This window comes from Rodentibacter haemolyticus, assembly GCF_015356115.1.
Taxonomy (GTDB): Bacteria; Pseudomonadota; Gammaproteobacteria; order Enterobacterales; family Pasteurellaceae; genus Rodentibacter; species Rodentibacter haemolyticus.
In genome coordinates, this window is sequence record NZ_CP063056.1 from 862,547 (window position 1) to 888,326 (window position 25,780).

The window sequence follows — 25,780 nt, forward strand, 5'->3', positions numbered from 1 at the left end:
GAGTTACCTCAATTAATCATTATCGGCAGTTTTTGTTCTTATCGCCAAGCACGAAAGTGCGGTGAAAAAAATCGCGCATATTTTATCGGATCTTATGCGGTGTATAAAGTCTTATTTGGCTCACCGGCAATCTCCCGCGCCAATTTGGGCACTAAGTAGCCGGAGGTGAGCGCTTGCAATTCCTTATACAGTCTAGCGGCTTGTTTATCATCAATAAAAAAATGGCTCGCTCCCTGCACCTTGTCAAGCAAATGTAGGTAATAAGGCAAAATGCCGATTTGAAATAACTTATCGCTTAAGTTTTTCAAAATTATCGCTTCGTCATTAATCCCTTTCAGTAAGACGGACTGATTAAGCAATGTCACATTTGCCCCTTTAAGTTTTTGCATTTTGTATGACAACCGTTCGTCAATTTCATTCGGATGATTAATGTGCGTTACCATCACCATTTGCAGACGGCTTTCCGCCAGAAGCAGGCAAAGTTTATCGGTGATACGTTGCGGAATCACGACCGGCAGGCGGGTGTGAATACGTAAACGTTGTAAGTGCGGTAAATTTTCAAGGCGTTTTATCAACCATTCCAATTCATCGTCTTTCGCCATTAAGGGATCACCGCCGGAAAAAATCACTTCTTCAATTTCGGAATGTGCCGCAATGTAATCCAGTGCACCTTGCCAACTCTTTTTACTGCCGGGGTTTTCATCGTAAGGAAAATGGCGACGGAAACAATAACGGCAATTTACCGCACAACCGCCTTTCACCATAAACAACAAACGATTTTGATATTTATGCAAAATATTAGGAACGGCATTGGCATTTTGTTCTTCCAAAGGATCGGTAGAAAATCCCTCCGCTTGTAAGAACTCCAACGCCGAACACATCACTTGCAAAAAAAGCGGATCATTAGGGTTGCCTTTTTCCATTCTATCCACAAACGGTCGTGGCACTCGAAGAGAGAAAAGTTTGCGTGCGGTTACTGATTGCTTAAAATCTTTTTCCGGTAAATTCAACGTTTTTAGCAACAATTTCGGATCAGAAATTGCATTTTTTAGAATAGCGAGCCAATTTTGTTCTTCTCTAATGGCGGGTTCTTGAGTTAAAATACGCACTTTTCAAACCATCTCTATTTTTTAGGATATTTAAAATATGGCTACATATACTACCAGTGATTTCAAACCGGGTCTAAAATTTATGCAAGACGGAGAGCCTTGCGTGATCGTTGAAAACGAATTCGTAAAACCGGGTAAAGGACAGGCATTCACACGCACCCGTATTCGTAAATTAATTTCAGGCAAAGTATTGGACGTAAACTTCAAATCCGGTACTTCGGTTGAAGCCGCTGACGTGATGGATCTGAATTTAACCTATTCATACAAAGACGATGCGTTCTGGTATTTTATGCATCCGGAAACATTCGAGCAATACTCGGCAGATGCAAAAGCCGTGGGCGATGCCGAAAAATGGTTATTAGACCAAGCCGATTGTATCGTGACGTTATGGAACGGTGCGCCAATCACCGTTACCCCTCCGAATTTTGTCGAATTAGAAATTGTAGATACTGACCCCGGCTTAAAAGGTGATACCGCGGGTACCGGCGGCAAACCGGCAACGTTAAGTACCGGTGCTGTGGTGAAAGTGCCATTATTCGTTCAAATCGGTGAAGTTATCCGAGTAGATACCCGTTCCGGCGAATATGTCTCTCGTGTGAAATAATCATTTCCATAACACCGATAAAGAGCGGTCAAAAATCTTATAAATTTTTCGGTATTATGCAGCAGTTACACAAAAGAGTAGCAACTGATACATAATACCGCCCTTGTCTTTAGAAAAAAGAAAACATCATTCTATATTTACTCATGCTATTTTATGAATAGCAAACAACAACCTTTGCTTAGATGAAGTTTATTAATGTTGTAAATTTGTAGAGATATAGAATAAAAAAACCACCTTTCGGTGGTTTTTTATTCATCAATTATCTTATCCCGTAAACGACAATGGTTTTTCCGTGGGCATGAATCAAATTTTGATCTTCTAACATTTTAATAATGCGCCCCACCGTCTCACGGGAACACCCTACCATTTGCCCGATTTCTTGGCGTGTAATTTTAATCTGCATACCATCGGGGTGAGTCATTGCTTCCGGTTGTTTTGCCAAATTTATCAAGGTTTGTGCAATTCGTCCCGCTACATCCAAAAATGCCAGATTACTTACTTGACGTGATGTATTTTGTACACGGCGCGCCAATTGTGCGGTAAGAAACATTAAAATTTCAGGGTTAAGTTGGATAAGCTGACGATATTTTTTATAAGAGATTTCAGCAATTTCACAAGGTGTTTTGGTTTTTACCCAAGCCGAGCGTTTTGAACCTTCATCAAACAATCCTGCCTCACCAAAAAATTCTCCGGCACCGAGATAAGTTAAAATCATCTCTTTGCCTTCATCATCTTTTGCCGACACCATCACACTACCTTTAATCACATAATAAAGTGTTGTCGCATCTTCGCCTGCATGAATTAAGGTTGATTTTGCCGGATATTTATGAATATGGCAGTGTGTTAAAAACCAATCCAGCGCCGGATCTCTTGCAGGAGCTTTTTCTTCCTGATGCTGCTCCATATCAATATCGACATAATCTGACATATCGACTCCTTATCAATTCTTACTTTAAAAATTCCATTTTATCTTTTATATCAATGGATTCATGCAACTCTGACCAAACAATCACCGCATCTCCATTACAAACGCGTGCTAACAACTGCTCTTTTTTTTGTACGAGAGGAATCTCTTCAACACCATAGTCTGTTCCTTCACGCAATATGATACTTTCAATAATATTATCAAGCGTTGTGGGATCTAAATCCTGCCACGGAATAATCATATATTTCCCCCGGAAAGTCAATCAAGCGAATAACGGCTCAATAAACCGCCATTGCTGTTCAAAAGACTGGTTTGAGGTCGCGCGAAAATTCGTACGAACATAGCGCATAAATTGCCCTTCACATAAGGTAACCAAATGAGAGGCAATAATGCGCACATCAACAGAAAAACCTTTTCCCTCACGCAATTTTCTCATTTGTAGAATATTGACGAATTGCATTTCAAGGCGATCGAAGAATTGGGCAACACGCACTTGTAATTGTGGTGCTTCAAACATTAACGCATGGCCGGTTAAAATTCGTGTCAATCCCGGATTTTTACGGGCAAAATCCAAGATCATCTGTAAGATATCATGCACACGATGCATTGTATTGGTTTCGTTCCGAATAGAGGTATTAATTCGGCTTAGTAAATTACCCTCAATATTTTCAATCAAGGCTTCAAACATTTTTGTTTTACTTGGAAAGTAACGATAAAGCGCCGCTTCCGACACGCCGACTTCTTGCGCTAAACGCGCAGTCGTCATCCGTTCCATTCCCCGTTCAGAATGCAACATATGTGTTAACACAGTCAGCACCTGCTGGCGGCGTTCTTTTACCGTACGCTTTTCAATTTTTGGTGCTTTTACTTCCGGCTTAATTTCATCTACGCCGTCCAATGATAATTGTTCTTCTACCATAAATTACTTCTTACCCGAATGCCCAAAACCACCTTCACCACGTTCAGTTTCCGTAAATTCGCTAACAATATTGAACTCTGCCTGTACAATCGGTACAAATACAAGTTGCGCAATACGATCACCGATTTCCACCTTGAACGGTTCAGAACCGCGATTCCAAACAGATACCATTAAAGGGCCTTGATAATCAGAGTCAATCAATCCCACTAAGTTACCTAACACGATGCCGTGTTTATGTCCTAACCCCGAACGAGGTAAAATCACCGCCGCCAAATTAGGATCGGCAATATAAATAGATAACCCGGTCGGAATCAATTTTGTTTCACCCGGTTTAATTTCCAGGCTTTCGTCAATCAATGCCCGTAAATCAAGTCCTGCCGATCCTTCCGTCGCATAAGTCGGCAAAGGAAATTTCTTGCCGATACGTTGGTCTAAAATTTTTACATCAATTTTCTTCATTTACTTCCTCTCATTAGAAATACGTTTATCTCAAAGTGCGGTCAAAAATTATAAGTTTTTTTGATATTGCAGAACGATTTCATTCACCAAATCAGTGGCTAAATCAGCTTTCGATTTTAACGAGAGAACTTTACCGCCACCTTGCCAAAAAAGTTGTAAGGCATTTTCATCCGCATTAAATACTTGCCCTCCGGATACATCGTTTGCACAAATCATATCCAATTTTTTCCGTTGCAATTTATCTTTCGCATAACCCGCCACATTTTGTGTTTCGGCGGCAAAACCTACGGTGAATGGGCGAGATTCGGACAAATGTCCCACGTCCGCAATAATATCCGGGTTCTTAATGAGCTTTATCGTCATTTCATCACCTGATTTTTTAATCTTTTGTGTCGCAACTTCTGCGACACGATAATCGGCTACCGCCGCACAGCCAATAAAAATCTGATTTTTGACCGCACTTTCAAGAGCAACCTGCCACATTTCTTGCGCAGAAATCACATCAATGCGATTGACGTTTTTCGGTGTCGTTAAATTGACCGGTCCACTAATCAAAGTCACCTTTGCGCCTCGTTTAGCAAAGGCTTCAGCAATGGCAAAGCCCATTTTTCCGGAACTGTGATTAGAAATATAACGCACCGGATCAAGCGACTCACGCGTCGGGCCGGCAGTAATGACGACATTTAAATCTCGTAAATCTTGGCTTTGGGCAAAGAAATCGGAAAGCGCGGTCAACATTTCCATCGGTTCGGACATTCGCCCGGCACCCACATCACCACAAGCCTGAAAGCCGCTATTTGGCCCGATAAGTTGCATGCCACGCATTTCAAGTGCGGTTAAATTTTGCTGCGTTATGGGCTGGCGAAACATTTGTTGGTTCATTGCCGGGGCAAGAAAAATCGGCGCATTTGTTGCCAAACAAATGGTCGAAAGCAAATCATTCGCCATTCCCACCGTAAAACGGGCGATAAAATCGGCACTTGCCGGCGCAATAACAATGACATCAGCCCATTTCGCCAACTCGATATGCCCCATAGCGAGCTCTGCTTGCGGATCAAGCAAAGACTGCGCTACGGCATTGCCGGAAATGGCTTGTAAAGTCAGCGGAGTAACAAATTCTGCCGCCGCAGAGGTTAACACGACACGAACCTCCGCCCCCGCTTTACGTAATAAGCGAATAAATTCAATGGTTTTATAAGCTGCAATGCCACCTGTTATCCCGACCACTACACATTTTCCGGTTAATTCCATTTCCTCTCCGTTCAAAAACATTTAAGTTTGTTAGTGCTTAACCACAATTCGTTGCATTTTACTTCAATTTATCAGAATAAAAAATTTTATTTTTACGATCCGCTTCCCAGATTTTATATGCGGGCTTAGCGCTATCGGAAAAGTGCGGTCAGAATTTAAGATATTTTGTCTCACGAAAGGAAAATCAATGGAATCAGGCGAGCTTATGCCACGTGAAAAATTATTAAAATATGGCGTTAATACACTTTCGGATCACGAACTCTTAGCGATTTTTTTACGCACGGGTATAAAAGGTTGCCCCGTTATGCAACTTTCCAAGCGGGTGCTTGAACATTTCGGTTCGCTCCGAGTATTGCTTTCCGCTGATCAAAAAGCATTTTGTGCGGTAAAAGGGCTGGGCATTACACAATTTATTCAACTGCAAGCGACCACTGAAATGACCAAACGTTATCTTAAGCAAGAGATATTTAACGCTCAAATTTTCAATGACCCCGAAATTGTTAAACTCTACCTACGTACGGAATTGCAGCACGAAGAACGTGAAATTTTTATGGTGCTTTTTTTAGATAGCCAACATCGTCTTATTAAAAAAGAACGACTATTTTTAGGCACAATTAACGTTTCCAGCGTATATCCCCGCGAAATCATCAAAGCAGCCCTTTATTGCAATGCAGCGGCACTTATTTTGGTGCATAATCATCCATCAGGCATTGCCGAACCCAGTTATGCCGATCAAATCATTACGCAAAAAATTTGTGATTCGGCCGAATTGATGGAGATTCGGATTCTTGATCATTTTATCGTGGGTAAAGGCGATTGCTATTCCTTTGCGGAAAATCGCTTACTTTAACTTTACTTTCTTTAACTTTATCAGTGCCGACTATTTTTCACCGCTAAGTTGTTGGAAAATCGCATTTATACTTGAGAAATGAAAATAAAGTCAGTATAATCTGCGACCTTTAATATAGTAAGCGGGTCGGATTAGCGCGACCTGACGAGGGAGCAAACCTGTTTTAAGCAGGTTTAAACAATCCGAACCGTAAGCTCGAGCTTATATTTAGTTATTGGAGATTATTATGTCTAGAGTTTGTCAAGTAACGGGCAAGCGTCCTGCGGTGGGTAACAATCGCTCACACGCAATGAATGCGACACGTCGTCGTTTTCTTCCAAACCTTCACACTCATCGTTTTTGGGTTGAAAGTGAAAAACGTTTTGTAACCTTACGTTTAACTGCGAAAGGTATGCGTATTATCGATAAAAAAGGCATTGATGCAGTGTTAGCTGAAATCCGTGCTCGTGGCGAAAAAATCTAAGGAGCTAAAATATGGCAGCTAAAGGCGCTCGTGAGAAAATCCGTTTAGTTTCTACTGCAGAGACCGGTCATTTCTACACAACCGATAAAAACAAACGTAATATGCCTGAAAAAATGGAAATCAAAAAATTTGATCCTGTAGTGCGTAAACACGTTATCTACAAAGAAGCAAAAATCAAATAATTTTGCAGGTAGAAAACCCGACATTGTTCGGGTTTTTTTCTATCTTAAGATGAGGAAATTTCCCCTAAAGCCATCATTTTTACAGAGAACGAAATTCCTCTCGAAATAAAACCAAGAGTATCTAAATGCCTGAACTTCCTGAAGTCGAGACCGCCCTGCGCGGTGTAAGCCCTTATCTAAAGGGGTTTACCATTGAAAAAATTACCGTACGCCAACCTAAATTACGTTGGGTGGTTTCACCTGAATTGGTAGAACTAAAAAATGTAAAAATTTTAACCCTCAGCCGCCGAGCGAAATACCTCATAATTCACACGGAAAAAGGCTATATTATCGGTCATTTAGGAATGTCCGGTTCTGTACGGATCGTGCCGCATGATAGCCCGATTGATAAGCACGATCATCTTGATATCGTCATAAATAATGGAAAACTATTACGTTATAACGATCCCCGCCGTTTCGGTGCTTGGCTATGGACGGAAGATCTTGATGAATTTCACTTATTCTTAAAACTCGGCCCTGAACCTCTTTCTGACGAATTTAATGCAGAGTATCTGTTTAAAAAATCTCGCAAAAAAACAACCGCACTTAAAACCTTCCTGATGGATAATGCCGTTGTTGTCGGTGTTGGGAATATTTACGCCAATGAAAGCCTATTTTTATGTGGTTTGCACCCACTCAAATCGGCGGGTAATCTTACCCGAAAACAATGCGGGTTAATCGTTGATACAATTAAAACGGTACTGGCTAAAGCGATTGAGCAAGGTGGAACAACTCTTAAAGACTTTTTACAGCCTGATGGCCGTCCCGGTTATTTTGCACAAGAACTGTTAGTGTATGGTAACAAAGATAAACCTTGTCCAAAGTGCGGTACAAAAATCGAAAGTTTAGTGATTGGTCAACGTAACAGTTATCTTTGCCCCCATTGCCAAAAGAAAAAATAAAGACTTCCCTTTATTTTAAATTATGCCTGCCAATAAGAGATTTATCATGGCACAAGGCATCTACGCCTTACCGCTCATGTTATTTCAGCTTTATGCTACTTGCATAATACAGGAACTTAATTAAAGCGGGCTTTCAATTTGCAGTTTGTCACAAATCTCGATGACGCTAAGAGTTAAACAAGAACGCAGTAATTTTTCTTTGCGTTGTTGTTTCATTTGAAAAAGCAGTGAATCCGGTGAAGCTGTATCAAGAGGAAAGTCCAATAGATATTTTTCTTCCGCAAAATTTAATCTTTGCGCAAAATCTATCATCAATTCATCAGAAAAGCCGTATTCTTTTTCATCATTATTTAACCGCTCTTTTAAATCAATAAAATGGAGAATATCCTCAAAAATAGAACGCTCAAACAAGCCTAGACCAAATAACACTTTTAACCGAATAGAAAGATCTGAAAGCGGCCCGCTGGTTTCAAATAAAGAATCAACCACGGATTTAACTACAAAATCCGTTTTACGAAAAACGCGGTTAATTAAACCGTCCACCACTTCATCGAAAATTGTTACGGAGGCAATAATAAAACCTCGAACGGAGCTTGCTTCGTTAAGTTTTTCATAAATATGTTCTGATGGCACGACTAAATCCCTTTAATTTTTGACCGCACTTTTGTAATGAAAAAGGGAGAAAATTAATTCGCCCATCACCACTAATGAGGAATGCTTTCGTAAGCCTGTGCAATACGCTCGATTACCGTTTCATCTTGTAATTCGGTGTACTGACGAATGGTTTCGTACACGCCTTTTTCATTAAGAGTTCGTGCTAACTCCAAAGCCTGCGGATCTTGTTCATTACGATAAGACAAGGCTGCTGCAACGGTATGAACCAAGTGCGTGTTATCAAGTTGATATTCTAACGTGCCGCGTAACGGTTTAATCAGCCGATCATTAAAACTTAATTTACGCAGCGGTTCACGCCCAACACGATCAACATCGTCAACCAAGAACGGATTCGCAAAACGCTTCAATATTTTTTCAATATACGCACGATGAGCTTGCGGCTCAAAACCATAACGCTTAATCAATACCGCACCGCTTTCTTCCATCGTTGCTTTAACTTCCGCTTTAATTTCCGCATCTTCAATACTTTCTTTTACAAAGCGATAACCTTTTAATTTTCCGAGATATGAAGTTGCGGCGTGGCCCGTGTTTAACGTGAATAATTTACGCTCAACGAATGCCATTAAGTTATCGGTTCTTTCCATACCGCCAATCGGTGGAATTTCCCCCTTAAATTGCGTTTCATCTACAATCCATTCACTAAACTCTTCAACCGTAACAAGTAATGGATCCGATTCATCCGCTTGCACCGGCGGTACAATACGATCCACCGCAGAATCAACGAAGCCGACTACCTTTTCTACTTTTGCTTGCATTTCCGGGCTTAAATGGGCAAATACCTGCTCTTTCAAGAAAGTTGTACCGCGCACCATATTTTCACAAGCAATAATATTTAACGGTTTCTCATTGCCCGCACTCAACCGAGTTTCCAAACCTTTTGCGATAGTACTTGCAATAATTTTTAAGACATTCGGTCCGACCGCAGTGGTAATGAGCTCAACCTCATTAAATAATCCGATGATCGCCGCTTCATCTTTTGAATCTACACCGCTCACATTCGTTACCCGTTCAATGGTGTTTAAATTTTCACCAACGATTTTTACGTTATAGGCTTGATTCTGTTTCAACAAATTAATGATGTGTTCATTCACATCGGCAAAAGTTACGTGGATATTGCTATCAGCCAATAACTTACCAATAAAACCGCGCCCGATATTTCCCGCACCAAAATGTAATGCTTTCATATTATTACCCCAAGTTGATTTAAAAGGATAGCGGCGTAAAAACGCCGCTGAAATTTACCGCACTTTATGCTTTAAGTAATGCGAGTACTTTTTCTACGTCATTTGTTGACGTTAAGACTTCAATGGCTTCTTCACTATCCAGCGCATTAGTAATCGCAGAAACCACCTGAATATGTTCATTATTTTTCGCTGCAATACCCACAACCAGTTTTGCGATGCCGTCTTCCTCATCATTAAAGCGTACGCCGGACGGATACTGACACACAACAATACCGGTTTTTAATACTGAGTCTTTCGCTTCTACCGTACCATGCGGCACAGCAACCCCTTCACCAAGATAAGTTGAAACCAATTTTTCACGCTCGAACATCGCATCTACATAACTAGGCTCAACAAAACCGGCTTTCACCAATTGCTCACCGGCAAAACGAATCGCCTCATCTTTGTTATCGGCACTTAACCCCAAGAAGATTTGTTCCGGTTTTAAGGTAAATTTTGCACCGTTTACTTCCACCACATCTTCTTCCGGTTTCGCAACTACCGCTTGTACATTAAGCTGTGCTTTCAAATCTTGAACAAGGCTATCGTAAAATTTATTATCCAAAAAATTAGTTAAAGATAAATGCATCGCATTAGGTGCTTGTTTTTTCGCACGTAAAGTTAAATCTTGATGGGTAATAACAAGACGCGCATCATCAGGTAAGTCATTAATCGCCACATTCGTCACTTCTAACGCTAAACCGGCATCATTCACTTTTTTACGCAACATACTTGCGCCCATCGCACTCGAGCCCATACCTGCATCACAAGAGACATAAATTTTGCTTAGCCCTTTATAATCGGTTGCTTGGAGTTGATTCAAATTGCCTGTTTTCATTGCTTTTGATGCAGCTTGCATTTCCTCAAGATTGTTTGATTCTTCTTTTTGAATTTTTAAGAAGAAAGACGCCAATACAAATGAGACCGCACAGGCAACAACGACTGAAGCCACCACTCCGACAACAGAGGTTTTCGGAGTCATCATCAATACCGCAATAATTGATCCCGGAGACGCCGGTGCAACCAAGCCCGCACTAAATAGCGTTAAGGTAAACACTCCTGCCATTCCACCAGCAATCACAGCAATGAGTAAACGAGGGTTCATTAACACATAAGGGAAATAAATTTCGTGAATTCCACCGAAGAAATGAATCACCGCCGCACCGCCTGCGGTTTGTTTTGCCGAACCTTTTCCAAAGAAAATATAAGCGAGCAAAATACCTAGTCCCGGGCCGGGATTTGCCTCGATTAAAAAGAAAATAGATTGACCGAATTCTTGCGATTGTTGAATACCAAGCGGTGAGAAAATACCGTGGTTAATCGCATTATTTAGGAAAAGAATTTTTGCAGGTTCAACGAAAATAGAGGTTAACGGAAGCAAATTATTATCTACTAACACTTTCACGCCGGCGGCTAATAATTCGGTTAACGACTTCACTACCGGACCGACAACCCAGAAAAATAAAATCGCTAAAATCATACCGATGATGCCTGATGAGAAGTTGTTTACCAACATCTCAAAACCACTCTTGATTTTACCGTCCGCCCATTTATCAAAGCGCTTAATCGCCCAGCCGCCTGTCGGACCTGCAATCATCGCACCAAGAAACATTGGAATATCCGTACCGATAATCACCCCTGCGGTAGTGATAGCACCGACCACCGCCCCACGATCTCCGCCGACTAATTTACCACCGGTATAACCGATTAATAGCGGAAGTAAATAGGTAATCATTGGCCCGACCAATTTTGCCAAAGTTTCATTTGGCAACCAACCTGTCGGGATAAAAAGTGCGGTAATAAAACCCCACGCAATAAACGCACCGATATTCGGCATCACCATATTGGAAAGAAAACGTCCAAAACTTTGAATTTTCACTTTCGCGCTTGCTGATAACATAAAAACCTCACAAATAAGAGAGTTGTATAAAGTGCGCTCAACATATCATAAGAATTTTTCAGGAAAAAATTATTTCATTTAAATTTGTGAACTTGATCACAAAATTTTCACAGAGATAATTTTAATAAATGTGATAAAGATCACATTATTTATTTTTATTAATATTTTTTGTGATTAAGATCACATCTTTATGACAAATCATCACTCAACAAAATGTCACAATATTAAAACATAAAGAAAATGGCTTTGATGTCGAATTTAAAAATATTACTAATCCGGCATAAAAACTACCGATTTATTTCGAAAAAAAACCATACGCTATGCGTATGGTTTTTATAGCCAGACTTTGTCTGGCCATAATAAGACTACCATCTACCTCTTTAGATGTATTTCATATATCTTGTTTTGATCTAACTCAATCTTTTGGCAAATCTCTCTAGAAAATAACCGCACTTTTGATATCGTTATCCTCGAACCGAACCCTCTTTTTTTAAGTAATTTCAATATCTTATCAAGAATGGTTCGCATTTAAATTCATTTTACTTTTCCTACCCTAGTTATGGAGTGATTATCGTGAACGCATTAAGAAAAAGCCTTATTCTGGCGGCTTCTTTCGCTGCCTTAGGTGCTTACAATTCCGTTTCGGCGGAAATGGTTTATAAGCCACTTGAACAACCGGTTGAAGCACCAAATCCTAATTTAAAAATTGAAGCGGTGAATGAAAAATTCGCTGAAAAATATCCTCTACAATTTCAATCTTGGAAAGCTACAGAAAAAGGCGACAAGATTATTTATGCCGATGAACAAGATCCGCGTTTAATCGTACTTTGGGGAGGCTATGCTTTCGCAAAAGAATACAATGCGCCGCGTGGTCACATTTATGCGGTTAAAGACGTACGTGATATTTTACGTACCGGTGCGCCCAAAACCGCTAATGACGGTCCACAACCGATGGCGTGTTGGACCTGTAAGGGACCGGATGTTCCACGTTTAATAGCAGAATGGGGAGAAGAAGGCTACTTTAATGCAAAATGGGCAAAAGGCGGCGCTGAAGTCGTGAACGCTATCGGTTGTGCCGATTGTCATGATACTACTTCAAAAGACTTTGCTGAAGGAAAACCGGCGTTACGTATCGCACGTCCACACGTGCTACGTGCATTGGATAACTTAAATAATGCATTACAAGCCAAAGCGAAAGCTGAAGGTAAAGAACAAGCTGATTTAAGTTTCAACACTGCTGCACGTACGGAAAAACGCGCGGAGATCTGTGCAAACTGTCACGTTGAATATTACTTCGCCGGTGATATCAAGCAAGTTACGTTCCCTTGGAATAACGGCCAAACCGTGGATGATATCGAAAAATACTATGACGATATCGGTTTCAGTGACTGGACTCACTCTCTTTCTAAAGCTCCGATGTTAAAAGCGCAACACCCTGATTTTGAAATTTGGTCTTTAGGTATGCATGGTAAAAACGGTGTGACCTGCGTTGACTGCCATATGCCGAAAGTCCAAGATGCCGAGGGCAAAGTTTATACCGATCACCAAATCCAAAATCCATTTGATGCTTTCAACAGCACTTGTGCAAACTGCCACGATCAAAGCAAAGAAAAACTTCAAGATATCGTTGCTTCACGTAAAAAAGAAGTGAAAGACGTAATGGGGCGTTTAGAAGATCAAGTTGTGAAAGCACATTTTGAAGCCAAAGCGGCTTGGGATGCAGGCGCAACAAAAGAAGAAATGGAAGCGGCATTAATGGATATCCGTCACGCACAATGGCGTTGGGACTATGCTGCGGCAAGTCATGGTGGCCATATGCACGCACCGGATGTGATGCTTCGCGTATTGGGTTCAGGTATAGATAAAGCTGCTGAGGCACGCACTAAACTTGCCGTTATCTTAACAAAACGCGGCGTGAAAACTCCGGTTGAAATACCTGATATTTCTACTGCAGAAAAAGCTTGGAAAGTAATGGGTATCGATATTGAAAAAGAACGTAAAGCAAAAGAAGAATTCTTAAAAACCGTCGTACCTCAATGGGAAAAAGAAGCGAAAGCTAATGGCAAATTAGCAGAAGATACCACAACAAAACAATAAGAAAAATTACCGCACTTTTGTGTTTCCTTAACTTAAAAAGTGCGGTCGTTTTCAACGATAAATTTGAGGTAACCCAAATGAATTTAACTTCTTTATTTCGCAATATGGCAAAAGCGGCGGTGCTCTTTGTATTTGCCTCAATGGTGCCAATGATTGCTCAAGCACAAACCGATTCAGTACAAAGTTATGAACCGCAATTAGAAAATCAGCGTGATCCCAATCAATATTGTGCAAAATGCCATAAATTTGACAAAGTGGATAAAAACCAAACCTTGGATCAATCAGGGGGAGAATTACACTTTGGTAAATTCCATGGCGCACACTTAAATCAAAAAAATCCAAACAATGGTAAACCTATTACTTGTGTGAGCTGTCACGGTAACATTTCTGAAGATCACCGCCGTGGTGTAAAAGATGTGATGCGCTTTGAAGGCGATATCTTTGGTGAGAAAAAGCCAATGTATTCAGTACAGGAACAAAATCAAGTTTGCTTTGCTTGCCATCAACCGGATAAATTACGCGAAAAACTTTGGGCTCATGACGTTCACGCAATGAAGTTGCCTTGCGCAAGCTGTCACACTCTTCACCCGAAAGATGAACCGATGAAAGGCATCAAACCGAAAGAACGAGTGAAACTTTGTGTTGACTGCCATGGCGAACAACAAAAACGCAAAGCCGAACAAGAAACATCAACCGAACAAAAGGATAAACAATGACCACTTGCTCACGCCGAAACTTTGTTTCCGGTATGGGGGCTGTAATCCTTATAACGGGAACATCTTTAACTTCTCTGGCAAAAGAAAATAAGGCGGATAAAACCAAACGTTACGCAATGGTGCACGATGAAACGGCTTGTATTGGCTGTACAGCTTGTATGGATGCCTGCCGTGATGTTAACCAAGTGCCTCAAGGCGTTTCTCGTTTAGAAATTCTGCGTAGTGAACCTTACGGTGAATTTCCGAATCAGGAATATGAGTTTTTCCGTCAATCTTGCCAACATTGTAGTAACGCCCCTTGTGTGGCGGTTTGCCCGACAGGAGCCTCTTTTATTGATAAAGACACCGGTATTGTAGATGTACATAAAGATTTGTGTGTAGGTTGCCAATATTGCATTGCTGTTTGCCCGTATCGTGTACGTTTCATTCATCCTGTGCATAAAACCGCAGATAAATGCAACTTCTGTCGCGATACCAACCTAGCTAATGGCAAACTACCCGCCTGTGTGGAAGCCTGTCCGACCAAAGCGTTAACCTTTGGCGATATGAATGATCCAACCAGTGCGGTAGCGCGCAAAGTGAAAGAAAAACCGGTTTATCGCACGAAAGTGGAATTAGGTACACAGCCGAATCTTTACCATATTCCATTCCAACATGGGGAGCCAAGAAGATGACGTTAGATTATCCAGTTCCGTTCCACACACCTAATTTAGTGTGGGATTCCACCATTGCGATCTACTTGTTTTTACTTGGGATCTCATCCGGTGCGGTGCAATTAGCCATTGCTTACAAACGGAGTAACAATCTCGAAAACCCTAGCCAAAATTGGATTATTCGTTCCGGTATAATTTTGGGCTCGGTACCAACTCTAATCGGGTTAACGCTCCTTATTTTCCATCTGGCACGCCCGTGGACGTTTTGGAAGTTAATGTTTAACTACCAATTCAATTCAGTGATGTCGATGGGAGTTATGCTTTTCCAAATTTATATGCTGTTTTTAGTATTATGGGGAATCGCAATCTTTAAAAATGACATCGAAGCGCTAATTAACCGCTTTATGCCAAAGTTAAAATTCGTTATAAAACTGATTGGTTTTGCAGAACGCCTGGTTAGCCCTGTTGAGGTGATTTTATTCATATTAGCTGCGGTATTAGGCGCTTACACCGGTTTCTTACTCTCCGCATTGATTAGTTATCCAATGTTGAATAACCCTGTATTACCGGCGTTATTCTTGGCTTCCGGTACTTCATCCGGCATCGCCGCAACATTTCTGATTATCTTAATTGCGGGTAAGTTAAAGGGAGATTCCCACGAATCCCACTTCATCCACAAATTTGAAGTGCCGATTATGGTTACTGAACTTGGTTTGCTAGTATGCTTCTTTGTAGGTTTACATTTTGGTGGCGGACAAAAAACTGTTGCACTACATAATGCACTCTCCGGATTCTGGGGCGCAGTATTTTGGATTGGTGTCTTCTTTATCGGGATTTTAATTCCGTTAATCGGAAACCTATTCGCAGGCAATCTAAAATATAACCGTAACTTTATCATTCTCGTCTCAATCTTTGATTTAATCGGCGTATTGTGTTTACGGTATTTTATTTTGTATGCCGGTCAGTTGACCGTAGCCTAATAAATGATTGTGAATTCAATTAAAGTTGGATACAAAGCCAAAGGCAGTGCAAATAGCACAGCGAAGCGCAGCAATGATCATAAATTTAATTCACTATACATTGTGTTTTTGGGGAAGGCGTATAATAATGCGCCTTTCTTTTTATTCTGTATTATGTACCAGTTGCACAAATGTTGTGACATAACGATTTTGTAGGGTGGGCAACAAGTTGCACCACTTTACTTTTCACTTTGTGCAACGACTACATAATCCCATTTATTTTAGAAAAGATACCACAGAACCATTATGTTACCTGAACTCGGTTTTATCAGCCTTCTCATCGCCACCATCAGCGCGTTATTCCTCGCACTACTACCACAGCTCGGTTTACTCAAAAAAAGCCCAACGTTAATAAATTCCGCGTGGTGGTTAAGTTACCTATTCACGATTTCTACTTTAATTTCTCTCGGTATTCTCGCCTATTCTTTTTCGATAGATGATTTCACTCTCGAATATGTTGCCGCCCATTCAAACTCTCAGCTGCCTACATTTTTCAAGATCGCTGCGACTTGGGGAGGGCATGAAGGTTCAATGCTCTTTTGGTTGTTTTCACTAAGCCTATGGCTTATCGCTTTTGCATTTTTTAACCGAAAAAACGACCGTACTTTTTCCGCCCAAACCTTGTCGTTACTCGGTTTTATTTGTTTTGGCTTCGCGATATTTATTCTGTTTTATTCCAACCCGTTCGGACGAATTTTTCCTGCACCAATGGAAGGGCGGGATCTCAATCCTATGCTGCAAGACATCGGATTAATTTTTCACCCGCCGTTACTTTATATCGGCTATGTAGGCTTTGCCGTCAACTTTGCTATGAGCTTGGCTGCGCTGATTTATAATAAATCCGCACAACAAATTGCCCGTTCAATGCGTCGCTGGGTATTATTTTCATGGTTATTTTTAACACTCGGTATCGTGCTTGGCGCATGGTGGGCATATTACGAACTCGGCTGGGGTGGCTGGTGGTTTTGGGATCCGGTTGAAAACGCTTCGCTTATGCCATGGTTATTAGGGCTGGCATTGCTACATAGTTTAACCATTACCGAAAAACAAGGTGTATTCAATTATTGGACGATTCTCTTTTCGCTCCTTACTTTTGCATTCAGTATATTAGGCACTTTCATTGTGCGTTCCGGCGCACTGACTTCAGTACACGCCTTTGCCCTAGATAACACCCGCGGTTATGTACTGTTATTAATCTTCTTTTTATTAACCGTCTTTGCTTTCGGATTGTTTGCATTACGTGCGGGAAATAACGTTGAAAGTGCGGTCAAATTTCAGCTTGTTTCTAAAGCCGGCGGCATTTTATTGCTGAATATTTTACTCACGGTGGCAACAGTTTCTACATTCTTAGGCACTTTCTACCCTATGTTTTTTCAGGCAATGAATTGGGGCTCGATTTCAGTGGGAACACCTTACTTTAATAGCATTTTCTTACCGATCTTAACGCTGATGTTATCGATAATGGTTGTTTCTCTCGCATTCCACCGAGTGAAATTTGAACCTGCTGTTTTTATGCGCCGTTTATTCCTTATCTTACCTTCAACCATACTTGCGGCATTAATGATTTGGCAACAACTTCACAACAACGAAGCGCTTAATTTTCATTGGTTTGCCTATCTTTTAGTAACACTTGCCATCTGGCTTTTCTTGGCCACCTTGTGGCAAAATTGGCGGAAAATCCGTTTGGTACAACTTGGAATGATTCTCGCACACTGTGGTGTCGCCATCGCCACCATGGGTGCGGTAATGAGCAGTTATTTTGGCAGCGAAATCGGGGTTCGTCTTGCGCCGCAACAAAATCAATCGCTCGGTCAATTTGATTTCCACTATCGTCGATTTTCTAATGAAATCGGTCCGAATTTCACCTCCGAAGTAGCATTTTTCGATGTTACCGAAAAGGGCAAACCTTACGCAGAAATCATTCCGGAACGCCGTTATTATGACGTCCGCACAATGACAATGAGTGAGGTAGGTTTAAGCGGAGGCTTTTGGGGAGATTTATATATTGTGATGGGCGATTCCCTCGGCAAAGGGGAATTTACTTTCCGCCTACATTACAAACCCCTAATTCGCTGGCTTTGGGTCGGTGGTATTTTAATGGCATTGGGCGCACTTTGCAGTGCCTTGAGCTTGCGCCCCAAAAGGAAAAAAGTATGAAAACAAAACTGATTTTTTTATACCGCTCTTTTTGTTACTCAGTGTTATTGTGCTATTGATGGCAGGGTTAAACCAAGATCCGAAAAAAATTGCCTCGGCTCTCATTGATAAACCGATACCGGAGTTTTATCAAGCCGATTTATTTGAGCCCTCACAGACAGTAAGTCCGAAAGATTTCCCTAAAAAGCCCTTTTTGCTTAATGTGTGGGGAAGCTGGTGCGGTTATTGCAAAGAAGAACATCCGCTTTTAATGGAAATCGCTCAAACTACACCAATTGTCGGCATTGATTATCGCGATAATCCGCAAAACGGCATTGAAATGCTTAAGCGTATGGGAAATCCGTTTGTTTTAACAATCAATGACAACCATGGTGAACTGGCATTAAAACTCGGTGTAGATGGCGCTCCCGAAACCTATTTAGTAGATGCTCACGGCGTGATTCGTTATCGTCATTCAGGGCTTTTGGATCGCAACACGTGGCAACAAGTATTGGTGCCGAAAATTCAAGAATTAATGAAAAAATGAGAACATTTTTAACCGCACTTTTTCTATCGTTTTCCCTCTTTTCACAAGCTGAAATGGTGGATACCTACCAATTTAAAAATCAAGCGGATCGCATACGTGCCGTGGAATTGGCAAAATCCTTACGCTGCCCGCAATGCCAAAATCAAAATTTGGTGGAATCCAATTCCCCCATTGCTTATGATCTACGTCTTGAAGTTTATAATATGGTAGATGAAGGTAAAACCAATCGGCAAATTATCGACACGATGACCGAACGTTTCGGTGATTTTGTAAATTATAAGCCGCCGTTTCAATGGAATACGGCATTGTTGTGGCTATTACCTGTCTTGTTATTGATTTTCGCTTTCGGCTTAATTTGGCGTTCACATAAAAAAGCGGCACAATCTCCCCAAATACTTTCTCAGCAAGACTTGAGCAACATTCCCTCTAAGTCTAATCAGAATTTTTCTTCTCATACAAAGCATGATTATCGCCTAAGCATCACCATTTTTGCCTTCGTCATTGCGATCCCCTTAACCTATTATTTTTCGCTTGATCGCTTCACTCGTGTACAGGAAGGCAAACAAGCGATGATTTCACAACATAACAAACAAATTGAAATAACGAATTTCCACAAAAAAGAAGATTTTATCGGCAAGATTCAAGATAAATTACGTGCTAACCCAAATGATTGGGAAGCCTGGCTCCAACTTGGAGAAGCCTACGTACAAAATAATGAATTTGACTATGCGTTGATTGCCTATAGTAACGCCGAAAAACTTATCGGTAGTAAGCCGAATATTTTAGGTTTAAAAGCGACCGCACTTTATTACCAAGCCGGTCAACAAATGACTTCTGAAGTACAACAACTTTTAAAACAAGCGCTAACACTGGATAAAAAAGAGATCTCAAGCCTTTCTTTACTTGCTACCGTTGAAGTTGAAAAACGAAACTATGCATCGGCAAAAGATTATTTACAACAACTATTAGATTCCGGCAATGCTGCGGTTGATCGCCGTATGGTGATTCAACGGATGAAAATGTTGGAATTTCTAGAGCGAGGACAAACACCTTGAGCAACTATTCCGAAACCCTGATTATCGGCGCAGGCGCTGCCGGATTATTCTGTGCCGCGCAATTAGGAAAATTAGGTAAACAGGTCGCAGTGCTGGATAACGGCAAAAAAATCGGGCGTAAAATTTTAATGTCGGGCGGCGGCTTTTGTAATTTCACCAATCTTGACGTTACTCCGTCCCATTACCTTTCACAAAATCCTCATTTTGTAAAATCAGCCCTTGCCCGTTATACCAACTGGGATTTTATTAGCTTAATCGCGGAATATGGTATCGCTTATCACGAGAAAGAATTAGGCCAGCTTTTCTGTGATGAAGGGGCGGAGAAGATCGTTGCTATGCTTGCGAATGAATGTGAAAAGTACAACGTAAAAATTCATTTGCGTAGTGAGGTTTCACAAGTCGAAGCGATTGAAAATGATGAAAAAGTGCGGTTCATTTTGCACGTAAATGCCACCCAATGGCAATGTAAAAATCTTGTGGTCGCCACAGGGGGGCTTTCTATGCCGGGGCTTGGGGCAACACCTTTCGGCTATCAACTCGCCGAGCAATTCAATATTTCAATCATAGCACCACGGGCAAGCCTTGTGCCTTTTACCTATCGTGAAACCGATAAATTTTTGACCGCACTTTCAGGCACGAGCCTGCCCGTTATCATTACGGCAAATAGTGGAAAATCCTTCCGTAATCAATTGTTATTTACTCATCGAGGTATTTCCGGTCCTGCTGTTTTGCAAATCTCTAATTATTGGCAAGCGAATGAGAGTGTGAAAATCAATCTACTGCCAAATTACAATTTAGAAGATGAAATCAATCAAGCAAAACAACAATCCCCTAAACTTATGCTAAAAACCATACTTACCCGTTTATTGCCAAAGAAATTAGTCGAACTTTGGCTTGAGCAAGGCATTATTCAAGATGAAATCATTGCAAATCTAAGTAAAGTGCGGTTAAAAAATCTGGTGAATTTAATTCATCATTGGCAATTTACCCCTAATGGTACGGAGGGATACCGTACCGCAGAAGTAACGATGGGAGGTGTAGATACCAAACAAATATCCTCTAAAACCATGGAAAGCAACCGCGTGAAAGGACTCTATTTTATTGGTGAAGTATTGGATGTTACCGGCTGGCTCGGCGGTTATAATTTCCAATGGGCTTGGAGCTCCGCCTATGCCTGTGCCGTAGGCATTGCAGAATAATTTACGGGGCACAATAATTGCCCTCCATAAATCTAGCATCATATAGTGAATTAAAATTCCTCGGAAAATTGCATTATTATGTATCAGTCTCACAGAGAATTTTATATCCGATATTTAATTTGAGTTGGGTGTGTTGAGTTTTGATCTGCCCCCGAAAAGTTGGACTCAATAAACCAACTCAGTCAAAGACAGATTTTTATGACCAAATACAATCAAACATTCAAACAACAAGTCATCCTTGCCGTTAAAAAAGGGATTTCAGTGCCTCCCGACCGAACGAAAAATGGCTTACCGACATCACGGAAATCAAAGCCAAAGACGGCAGTAAGTGTTATGTTTCACCGATATTAGACTGTTTCAACTCAGAGATAATCAGCGTCGCCATCAGTCGAAGTCCGAATTGGAAACAAGTGGAGACAATGTTACAACAAGCGATTGAAAAGTTACCGAAAAATGCCGAACCGATACTGCATTCGGACCAAGGTTGGCAAAGATCATTTCTTTGGGGATTTTTAAAAAAAAGTGCGGTCATTTTTAATGACCTTTAGAAAATTCGCTCTTTTTATCATCACTTTGATTATTAACCGTTCAAACACACCGATTTTTTCACTTTTTTTAAATTTAGTTGTTGACCGATAATCGAAAAAATAGTTTAATACGCCCCGTTGTCAGGCAGTAGCCAATAACGATAACGCCTCGATAGCTCAGTCGGTAGAGCAGGGGATTGAAAATCCCCGTGTCGGTGGTTCGATTCCGCCTCGAGGCACCATTCAAAATCTACTCCTCCTTAGTTCAGTCGGTAGAACGGTGGACTGTTAATCCATATGTCGCTGGTTCAAGTCCAGCAGGAGGAGCCAATCAAATCTCATCTTAATCCGTATTCGCCTAAATTTATTTTTCCATTATCTATTGTATTCGTAGTGCATAGTGTTTTTATTTCTTAACCCGTTAAATAATTTTAAAAATTTCTCTAAATGTGTAATCCAACTATTTGATGAAAAATATCGATTGTAGATTACAGACAGGACAATACGTGTTCCATAAAATAAGCAAAAAAATAACCGCACTTTGTTATAAGAGGTAAAGTGCGGTTCAATTTTAGCAAGTTCTATAACCTAAGTCGGTTTATCTAAGAACTCATTCCTTAAACTTTCACTACTCCGCCCAATATTTTTTCTTGGAGGTTTTACCGATCCCTACGTTAAAGCTATTAGTAGGATCGAGTTTTTGGTAAAACTTGCGTAAATCCACATTAGCTTGGTATAAATGCCCGACATTATGTTCCGCCGGATATTGTGCCCCGCGCTGATCCAGTAACGCCAACATTTCGTGTTCAAGTTGTTCACAATCATTGCCTTTCTTGACGATATAATCCTGATGAAAAACGTGGCACATAAAATGTCCGTAATAAAGTTTATGAATAATTTTGTTATCCATATCTTCAGGCAGCTTTTCATACCAATCTTGATCATTGCGGCGAAGAGCGATATCTAAAGCGACGATATCTTCCACTTCCTTGTCGTGAATAGCACGATAACGAATCGCGGCGGAAGCCACCGCAAAACGGTGCAACATAGCGGCTTGGGTTTCTTCCGCATTGCACTCAAAATACCCTCCCCTAGCTGAATCAGCGAAGTAATTTTGAAGATAATTTCTGGCTTCTTGTACTCCTTTACCTCCCATTTTCAAAATAAGATGGTGTTCATATTGATCACGATACCGGCGTAAAGACAGCGGCAAATGCTGTGGTAAGAGTTTAGAAATAAACTGTAGTAATTTGTCACTTAAATGCGAAGGCAAAAAACTGAACTTTTTGGCAAAACGATCGGTTTTAGCTTTGAGAGAAAACAATTTCGGTAGACGGTGCGTCCCTGCTTTTTTAATCACCCAAAAGGTGTCTTTCCCATATTCAGCGGCAATATCAAAAGCGTCACGATGAATATATTCACCCGAGATAGGTAAATTTTCAAACCGACCAAGTATAGTACGGCGAAGTTCTGTCAAAACTTGAGTTTGATTGGTTCCAATGTAGAACACTGCGGTTTCTCTCTCTAAAGGAAAGGTGTCTAAGCGAACGGCAAACACCGCAAGTTTACCCGCACAGCCGGAGGTTTCATAATGACGCATCGGATCTGCATTAAAACGAGCAGGGCTTGCTTCATCAATTTGACGAACATGTCGGCAATATTGGTGATCGTGGGCTTTTTTATTACTATCTTGCCGAATATCTTTACGTTGATAATGATGCCCTTGCAGATTGGTTAAAATTTCTTCCGGCGTATCGCCCAAATTGATACCCAAATGGTTAACTAGTTCTAATTTACCTTCTGCGTTAATTTGAGCAAACAGCGCCATTTCCGTATAAGCAGGACCACTTTGCACTAAAGCTCCGCCTGAATTATTACAAATGCCGCCAATCACGGATGCACCGATACAGGACGAACCAATCACAGAATGAGGTTCTCTGTTATGAGGTTTGAGTAATAATTCCAATTGATTAAGCGTTGAGCCCGGGAAACACACCACTTGGTCAGCGTTGTTAATCAACTGAATTTGATCCATTCTCATTGTATTGATAATTACAATTTCACGATCATAATCATTGCCGCTTGGAGTTGAACCGCCCGTTAAGCCCGTATTCGCCGCCTGCGAAATGACAATGACATCAGCATCTACGCAAGCTTGCAACACCTGCCATTGTTCCCACAATGTGCCGGGGCGAACCACCGCCAAAGCTTTGCCGCTGCCAAAACGATAGCCGCTTCGGTAATGCTCGGTTTTACTCGGATCGGTAATAATATATTGTCCACCGACAATATCAGTTAAACGATTAATTAATGTTTGATTAGTCATATCTTAACCCTATACCAAGAATTTCATTCATTAAACCACAGCGAATTTAACAATCATTTAATATTTTTTTAAAATGTGAGAAGACTCACAGAATCTCGTATTATTCGTTGATTTAATCATCAGCGTAAATACGCTGAAAACGTGCGATGAATATATTGTCTAAAAAATCAGCAACACTTAAGAAGTTATGATGAATGGTTGAAAAATACGGTATTATGTAGCAATTGCACAAAACATCGTAAATACCATCGTTCCTGTAAGGTGGGCAAATTTTTGCCCACCTTTCTAATTACGATATTTCAATGGTGGGCAACTAGTTGCCCACCCTACCCCAAGAAATATCAAAGCTCTTTGTGCAACTGATACATAATACCGGAAAAATACATTAAGATTCATATCCGAATTCAAATAAAGGCTTTACAACCGAAGCAAAAAATGTAGAATACACGCCCGTTGCCGGTGTTATTCACAGCTTAATATCGGCGGGGTTAATCCCATACTTTAATAATTCCTCCTTAGTTCAGTCGGTAGAACGGTGGACTGTTAATCCATATGTCGCAGGTTCGAGTCCCGCAGGAGGAGCCAAATTCTAAAAAGCCGCTAAAAGAATTTAGCGGCTTTTTGCTATCTACGGTTTTAACAACAATTTTATATTAGGAAGAAAGATGAAAAAGCTGCTTTTACTCTGCTCACTTATTTTTATCGGCTATTCCCCTATTTCTCATGCTGAAGTAAATCTCCGTGATGAAATGATGGTGATGGCACAACGTCTGGTTTTTGCCAATAAATCAACAACGACTGAAGACTTTCGGAATAACATAGAAATATTTATCAATGCCGCCGAGAAATCAAAAGAAACGCTCCCACCGAAATGGGAAGGGGATACCTCACAATTTCCCGGTTATCAACAAGGGTTACAAAAAGTCATTGATATTGCTAAAGAAGCTGATAACCTAGCCATTCAAAATAAATTGAATGAGGCAAAAGAAAAGCTTAATGCAATGCCGGAATTAAGAAAAATGTATCATAAGTTGTATAAATAACTTGACGCTATTTTTGACAACGTTTTTATCTAAAAAATCTCATCATACATCTCTTGAAATCTGCCCTGTAATGGTGTTAAATCTGCACTCATTGTAGGGTTATTAATTAATGAGTATTTAAAAGGATTTTATGTGTCAATTACTCGGTATGAACTGTAATACGCCGACAGATATTGTGTTCTCTTTTGAAGGATTTCGCCGCCGTGCAGGATTAACGGATTGCCATTCCGATGGTTTTGGTATTGCTTTTTTTGAAGGTCGAGGCGTGCGTATTTTTCGTGATAATCGTGCCGCTTCGCTTTCTCCTATCGCAGATTGTGTAAAACAATACAAAATCAAATCGCTCAACGTTATCGCTCATATTCGTAAAGCAACGCAAGGTGAAGTCAATATTGAGAACACTCATCCCTTTATCCGTGAAATTTGGGGAGAGAACTGGGTTTTTGCACATAATGGAAATTTAAAAGATTTACCGGATATGTCGGAAAATTTTTGTCAACCTATCGGCTCGACCGATTCTGAAGCGGCATTCTGCTATATGGCTGAATACTTAAAAAATCGTTTCCGTAAAAAACCGACGGAAATGCAGATTTTTGAGGCGATTCAAGAAATAACAAAAAAACTTTCCACACACGGTACGTTTAATTTTATTCTTTCCAATGGCGAATGGATGATTGCCCATTGCTCTACCAATTTGCACTATCTCACACGTAAAGCGCCTTTTGGCAAAGCACATCGCATTGATGATGACGGTGTCATCGACTTTAATGATTACGCCAAAGAGGGGGATAAAGTAACAATTGTAACGACTTTCCCCCTCACCAAAGATGAACCTTGGACAAAGATGGAAAACGGTGGCTTTGTATTCTTTAAGGAGGGAGATAAAGTAGCGGAAATCGTAGGTGTCGCCAAACAAATGGAAGATGACGGCACGCTTGGTTTACATAAAGCGGCTTAATTC

At 40.8% G+C, this 25,780-nt stretch carries 25 protein-coding genes, 3 tRNA genes and 1 pseudogene; 19 read left to right on the top strand and 10 right to left on the bottom strand.

Annotation, left to right across the window (positions count from 1 at the left end; all coding sequences use genetic code 11):
* Nucleotides 1–92: 92 nt before the first annotated feature.
* Nucleotides 93–1,109, bottom strand: a complete 1,017-nt coding sequence (gene epmB, locus IHV77_RS04105; RefSeq protein ID WP_194812860.1) for an EF-P beta-lysylation protein EpmB — start codon at nucleotides 1,107–1,109, stop codon at nucleotides 93–95.
* A gap of 37 nt (nucleotides 1,110–1,146) precedes the next feature.
* Between epmB and efp the strand changes: the two genes are divergently transcribed.
* Nucleotides 1,147–1,713: an elongation factor P gene (efp, locus tag IHV77_RS04110; protein WP_005544066.1), complete on the top strand. Its 567-nt coding sequence runs from the start codon at nucleotides 1,147–1,149 to the stop codon at nucleotides 1,711–1,713.
* Nucleotides 1,714–1,972: 259 nt separating this feature from the next.
* On the opposite strand, the gene crp is transcribed toward efp, so the two are convergent.
* The 5 genes from crp to coaBC are packed head-to-tail and all read right to left on the bottom strand — an operon-like array spanning nucleotide 1,973 to nucleotide 5,267.
* Nucleotides 1,973–2,641 carry a cAMP-activated global transcriptional regulator CRP gene (gene crp, locus IHV77_RS04115; protein WP_194812861.1) on the bottom strand — a complete coding sequence of 223 codons (669 nt, stop codon included), beginning with the start codon at nucleotides 2,639–2,641 and terminating at the stop codon, nucleotides 1,973–1,975.
* Between the two features lie 19 nt (nucleotides 2,642–2,660).
* Entirely contained in the window at nucleotides 2,661–2,879 is a 219-nt protein-coding gene (locus IHV77_RS04120) for a YheU family protein (protein WP_194812862.1), read from the bottom strand.
* Nucleotides 2,880–2,900: 21 nt separating this feature from the next.
* A complete protein-coding gene (slmA, locus tag IHV77_RS04125) occupies nucleotides 2,901–3,557 on the bottom strand; it encodes a nucleoid occlusion factor SlmA (protein WP_194812863.1) in 657 nt (218 codons plus the stop codon).
* A 3-nt stretch (nucleotides 3,558–3,560) separates the two neighbouring features.
* Nucleotides 3,561–4,016, bottom strand: a complete 456-nt coding sequence (dut, locus tag IHV77_RS04130; protein ID WP_194812864.1) for a dUTP diphosphatase — start codon at nucleotides 4,014–4,016, stop codon at nucleotides 3,561–3,563.
* A 48-nt stretch (nucleotides 4,017–4,064) separates the two neighbouring features.
* Nucleotides 4,065–5,267: a bifunctional phosphopantothenoylcysteine decarboxylase/phosphopantothenate--cysteine ligase CoaBC gene (gene coaBC / locus IHV77_RS04135; protein ID WP_194812865.1), complete on the bottom strand. Its 1,203-nt coding sequence runs from the start codon at nucleotides 5,265–5,267 to the stop codon at nucleotides 4,065–4,067.
* Nucleotides 5,268–5,454: 187 nt separating this feature from the next.
* Here coaBC and radC point away from each other — a divergent pair, with 187 nt between their 5' ends.
* From radC to mutM, 4 genes are all read left to right on the top strand, one after another.
* On the top strand, nucleotides 5,455–6,117 hold the full coding sequence (gene radC, locus IHV77_RS04140; protein ID WP_194812866.1) for a RadC family protein: 663 nt from the start codon (nucleotides 5,455–5,457) through the stop codon (nucleotides 6,115–6,117).
* A gap of 226 nt (nucleotides 6,118–6,343) precedes the next feature.
* Entirely contained in the window at nucleotides 6,344–6,580 is a 237-nt protein-coding gene (rpmB, locus tag IHV77_RS04145; protein WP_011608297.1) for a 50S ribosomal protein L28, read from the top strand.
* Between the two features lie 11 nt (nucleotides 6,581–6,591).
* Nucleotides 6,592–6,762: a 50S ribosomal protein L33 gene (rpmG, locus tag IHV77_RS04150; protein WP_005613503.1), complete on the top strand. Its 171-nt coding sequence runs from the start codon at nucleotides 6,592–6,594 to the stop codon at nucleotides 6,760–6,762.
* Between the two features lie 125 nt (nucleotides 6,763–6,887).
* Nucleotides 6,888–7,703: a DNA-formamidopyrimidine glycosylase gene (gene mutM, locus IHV77_RS04155; RefSeq protein ID WP_194812867.1), complete on the top strand. Its 816-nt coding sequence runs from the start codon at nucleotides 6,888–6,890 to the stop codon at nucleotides 7,701–7,703.
* Nucleotides 7,704–7,823: 120 nt separating this feature from the next.
* On the opposite strand, the gene IHV77_RS04160 is transcribed toward mutM, so the two are convergent.
* The 3 genes from IHV77_RS04160 to IHV77_RS04170 form a co-directional block, all read right to left on the bottom strand.
* On the bottom strand, nucleotides 7,824–8,336 hold the full coding sequence (locus IHV77_RS04160) for an MltR family transcriptional regulator (protein WP_194812868.1): 513 nt from the start codon (nucleotides 8,334–8,336) through the stop codon (nucleotides 7,824–7,826).
* A 71-nt stretch (nucleotides 8,337–8,407) separates the two neighbouring features.
* A complete protein-coding gene (locus IHV77_RS04165) occupies nucleotides 8,408–9,562 on the bottom strand; it encodes a mannitol-1-phosphate 5-dehydrogenase (RefSeq protein ID WP_194812869.1) in 1,155 nt (384 codons plus the stop codon).
* A 64-nt stretch (nucleotides 9,563–9,626) separates the two neighbouring features.
* A complete protein-coding gene (locus IHV77_RS04170; protein WP_194812870.1) occupies nucleotides 9,627–11,501 on the bottom strand; it encodes a PTS mannitol transporter subunit IICBA in 1,875 nt (624 codons plus the stop codon).
* Between the two features lie 573 nt (nucleotides 11,502–12,074).
* Here IHV77_RS04170 and nrfA point away from each other — a divergent pair.
* The 11 genes and pseudogenes from nrfA to IHV77_RS04225 all read left to right on the top strand — a co-directional run bounded on the left by nrfA (nucleotide 12,075) and on the right by IHV77_RS04225 (nucleotide 21,780).
* Nucleotides 12,075–13,598: an ammonia-forming nitrite reductase cytochrome c552 subunit gene (gene nrfA / locus IHV77_RS04175; protein WP_194812871.1), complete on the top strand. Its 1,524-nt coding sequence runs from the start codon at nucleotides 12,075–12,077 to the stop codon at nucleotides 13,596–13,598.
* Nucleotides 13,599–13,675: 77 nt separating this feature from the next.
* Complete coding sequence (nrfB, locus tag IHV77_RS04180; RefSeq protein WP_194812872.1) at nucleotides 13,676–14,314, top strand: cytochrome c nitrite reductase pentaheme subunit; 639 nt, start codon at nucleotides 13,676–13,678, stop codon at nucleotides 14,312–14,314.
* The gene (gene nrfC / locus IHV77_RS04185) at nucleotides 14,311–14,988 is read left to right on the top strand and encodes a cytochrome c nitrite reductase Fe-S protein (RefSeq protein WP_194812873.1); all 678 of its coding nucleotides are present in this window, start codon (nucleotides 14,311–14,313) and stop codon (nucleotides 14,986–14,988) included. Before nrfB ends, nrfC begins: the two co-directional genes overlap by 4 nt.
* Nucleotides 14,985–15,947, top strand: coding sequence for a cytochrome c nitrite reductase subunit NrfD (gene nrfD, locus IHV77_RS04190; protein WP_194812874.1), 963 nt, complete (start codon nucleotides 14,985–14,987; stop codon nucleotides 15,945–15,947). The genes nrfC and nrfD overlap by 4 nt, the downstream gene beginning before the upstream one ends.
* Nucleotides 15,948–16,232: 285 nt before the next feature.
* Nucleotides 16,233–18,143 (top strand): heme lyase NrfEFG subunit NrfE, encoded by a 1,911-nt coding sequence (gene nrfE / locus IHV77_RS04195; protein WP_194812875.1) that lies wholly within the window; start codon nucleotides 16,233–16,235, stop codon nucleotides 18,141–18,143.
* Between the two features lie 58 nt (nucleotides 18,144–18,201).
* Nucleotides 18,202–18,669 carry a DsbE family thiol:disulfide interchange protein gene (locus IHV77_RS04200; protein ID WP_194812876.1) on the top strand — a complete coding sequence of 156 codons (468 nt, stop codon included), beginning with the start codon at nucleotides 18,202–18,204 and terminating at the stop codon, nucleotides 18,667–18,669.
* On the top strand, nucleotides 18,666–19,724 hold the full coding sequence (gene nrfF / locus IHV77_RS04205; RefSeq protein WP_194812877.1) for a heme lyase NrfEFG subunit NrfF: 1,059 nt from the start codon (nucleotides 18,666–18,668) through the stop codon (nucleotides 19,722–19,724). The genes IHV77_RS04200 and nrfF overlap by 4 nt, the downstream gene beginning before the upstream one ends.
* Entirely contained in the window at nucleotides 19,721–20,923 is a 1,203-nt protein-coding gene (locus IHV77_RS04210) for a BaiN/RdsA family NAD(P)/FAD-dependent oxidoreductase (RefSeq protein ID WP_194812878.1), read from the top strand. The genes nrfF and IHV77_RS04210 overlap by 4 nt, the downstream gene beginning before the upstream one ends.
* 248 nt (nucleotides 20,924–21,171) lie before the next feature.
* Nucleotides 21,172–21,414 (top strand): annotated as a pseudogene (locus IHV77_RS04215) (transposase); the annotation flags it as partial.
* Between the two features lie 202 nt (nucleotides 21,415–21,616).
* A tRNA-Phe gene (locus IHV77_RS04220) sits at nucleotides 21,617–21,692 on the top strand.
* Nucleotides 21,693–21,704: 12 nt separating this feature from the next.
* Nucleotides 21,705–21,780 (top strand) — tRNA-Asn (locus IHV77_RS04225).
* Between the two features lie 298 nt (nucleotides 21,781–22,078).
* On the opposite strand, the gene dld is transcribed toward IHV77_RS04225, so the two are convergent.
* Nucleotides 22,079–23,776, bottom strand: a complete 1,698-nt coding sequence (gene dld, locus IHV77_RS04230) for a D-lactate dehydrogenase (protein WP_194812879.1) — start codon at nucleotides 23,774–23,776, stop codon at nucleotides 22,079–22,081.
* A gap of 509 nt (nucleotides 23,777–24,285) precedes the next feature.
* On the opposite strand from dld, the gene IHV77_RS04235 reads away from it, so the two are divergent.
* The 3 genes from IHV77_RS04235 to IHV77_RS04245 all read left to right on the top strand — a co-directional run bounded on the left by IHV77_RS04235 (nucleotide 24,286) and on the right by IHV77_RS04245 (nucleotide 25,777).
* Nucleotides 24,286–24,361 (top strand) — tRNA-Asn (locus tag IHV77_RS04235).
* Between the two features lie 80 nt (nucleotides 24,362–24,441).
* Nucleotides 24,442–24,819, top strand: coding sequence for a cytochrome b562 (locus IHV77_RS04240; RefSeq protein ID WP_194812880.1), 378 nt, complete (start codon nucleotides 24,442–24,444; stop codon nucleotides 24,817–24,819).
* A 130-nt stretch (nucleotides 24,820–24,949) separates the two neighbouring features.
* Nucleotides 24,950–25,777 carry a class II glutamine amidotransferase gene (locus IHV77_RS04245; RefSeq protein ID WP_194812881.1) on the top strand — a complete coding sequence of 276 codons (828 nt, stop codon included), beginning with the start codon at nucleotides 24,950–24,952 and terminating at the stop codon, nucleotides 25,775–25,777.
* Nucleotides 25,778–25,780 lie beyond the last annotated feature (3 nt).

Excerpts from the sequence above, each read along its gene's own strand:
- efp (WP_005544066.1), top strand. The coding sequence starts at position 1,147 with ATGGCTACATATACTACCAGTGATTTCAAACCGGGTCTAAAATTTATG.
- crp (WP_194812861.1), bottom strand. The coding sequence starts at position 2,641 with ATGTCAGATTATGTCGATATTGATATGGAGCAGCATCAGGAAGAAAAA.
- IHV77_RS04120 (WP_194812862.1), bottom strand. The coding sequence starts at position 2,879 with ATGATTATTCCGTGGCAGGATTTAGATCCCACAACGCTTGATAATATT.
- slmA (WP_194812863.1), bottom strand. The coding sequence starts at position 3,557 with ATGGTAGAAGAACAATTATCATTGGACGGCGTAGATGAAATTAAGCCG.
- dut (WP_194812864.1), bottom strand. The coding sequence starts at position 4,016 with ATGAAGAAAATTGATGTAAAAATTTTAGACCAACGTATCGGCAAGAAA.
- coaBC (WP_194812865.1), bottom strand. The coding sequence starts at position 5,267 with ATGGAATTAACCGGAAAATGTGTAGTGGTCGGGATAACAGGTGGCATT.
- radC (WP_194812866.1), top strand. The coding sequence starts at position 5,455 with ATGGAATCAGGCGAGCTTATGCCACGTGAAAAATTATTAAAATATGGC.
- rpmB (WP_011608297.1), top strand. The coding sequence starts at position 6,344 with ATGTCTAGAGTTTGTCAAGTAACGGGCAAGCGTCCTGCGGTGGGTAAC.
- rpmG (WP_005613503.1), top strand. The coding sequence starts at position 6,592 with ATGGCAGCTAAAGGCGCTCGTGAGAAAATCCGTTTAGTTTCTACTGCA.
- mutM (WP_194812867.1), top strand. The coding sequence starts at position 6,888 with ATGCCTGAACTTCCTGAAGTCGAGACCGCCCTGCGCGGTGTAAGCCCT.
- IHV77_RS04165 (WP_194812869.1), bottom strand. The coding sequence starts at position 9,562 with ATGAAAGCATTACATTTTGGTGCGGGAAATATCGGGCGCGGTTTTATT.
- IHV77_RS04170 (WP_194812870.1), bottom strand. The coding sequence starts at position 11,501 with ATGTTATCAGCAAGCGCGAAAGTGAAAATTCAAAGTTTTGGACGTTTT.
- nrfB (WP_194812872.1), top strand. The coding sequence starts at position 13,676 with ATGAATTTAACTTCTTTATTTCGCAATATGGCAAAAGCGGCGGTGCTC.
- nrfC (WP_194812873.1), top strand. The coding sequence starts at position 14,311 with ATGACCACTTGCTCACGCCGAAACTTTGTTTCCGGTATGGGGGCTGTA.
- nrfD (WP_194812874.1), top strand. The coding sequence starts at position 14,985 with ATGACGTTAGATTATCCAGTTCCGTTCCACACACCTAATTTAGTGTGG.
- nrfE (WP_194812875.1), top strand. The coding sequence starts at position 16,233 with ATGTTACCTGAACTCGGTTTTATCAGCCTTCTCATCGCCACCATCAGC.
- IHV77_RS04200 (WP_194812876.1), top strand. The coding sequence starts at position 18,202 with ATGGCAGGGTTAAACCAAGATCCGAAAAAAATTGCCTCGGCTCTCATT.
- nrfF (WP_194812877.1), top strand. The coding sequence starts at position 18,666 with ATGAGAACATTTTTAACCGCACTTTTTCTATCGTTTTCCCTCTTTTCA.
- dld (WP_194812879.1), bottom strand. The coding sequence starts at position 23,776 with ATGACTAATCAAACATTAATTAATCGTTTAACTGATATTGTCGGTGGA.
- IHV77_RS04240 (WP_194812880.1), top strand. The coding sequence starts at position 24,442 with ATGAAAAAGCTGCTTTTACTCTGCTCACTTATTTTTATCGGCTATTCC.
- IHV77_RS04245 (WP_194812881.1), top strand. The coding sequence starts at position 24,950 with ATGTGTCAATTACTCGGTATGAACTGTAATACGCCGACAGATATTGTG.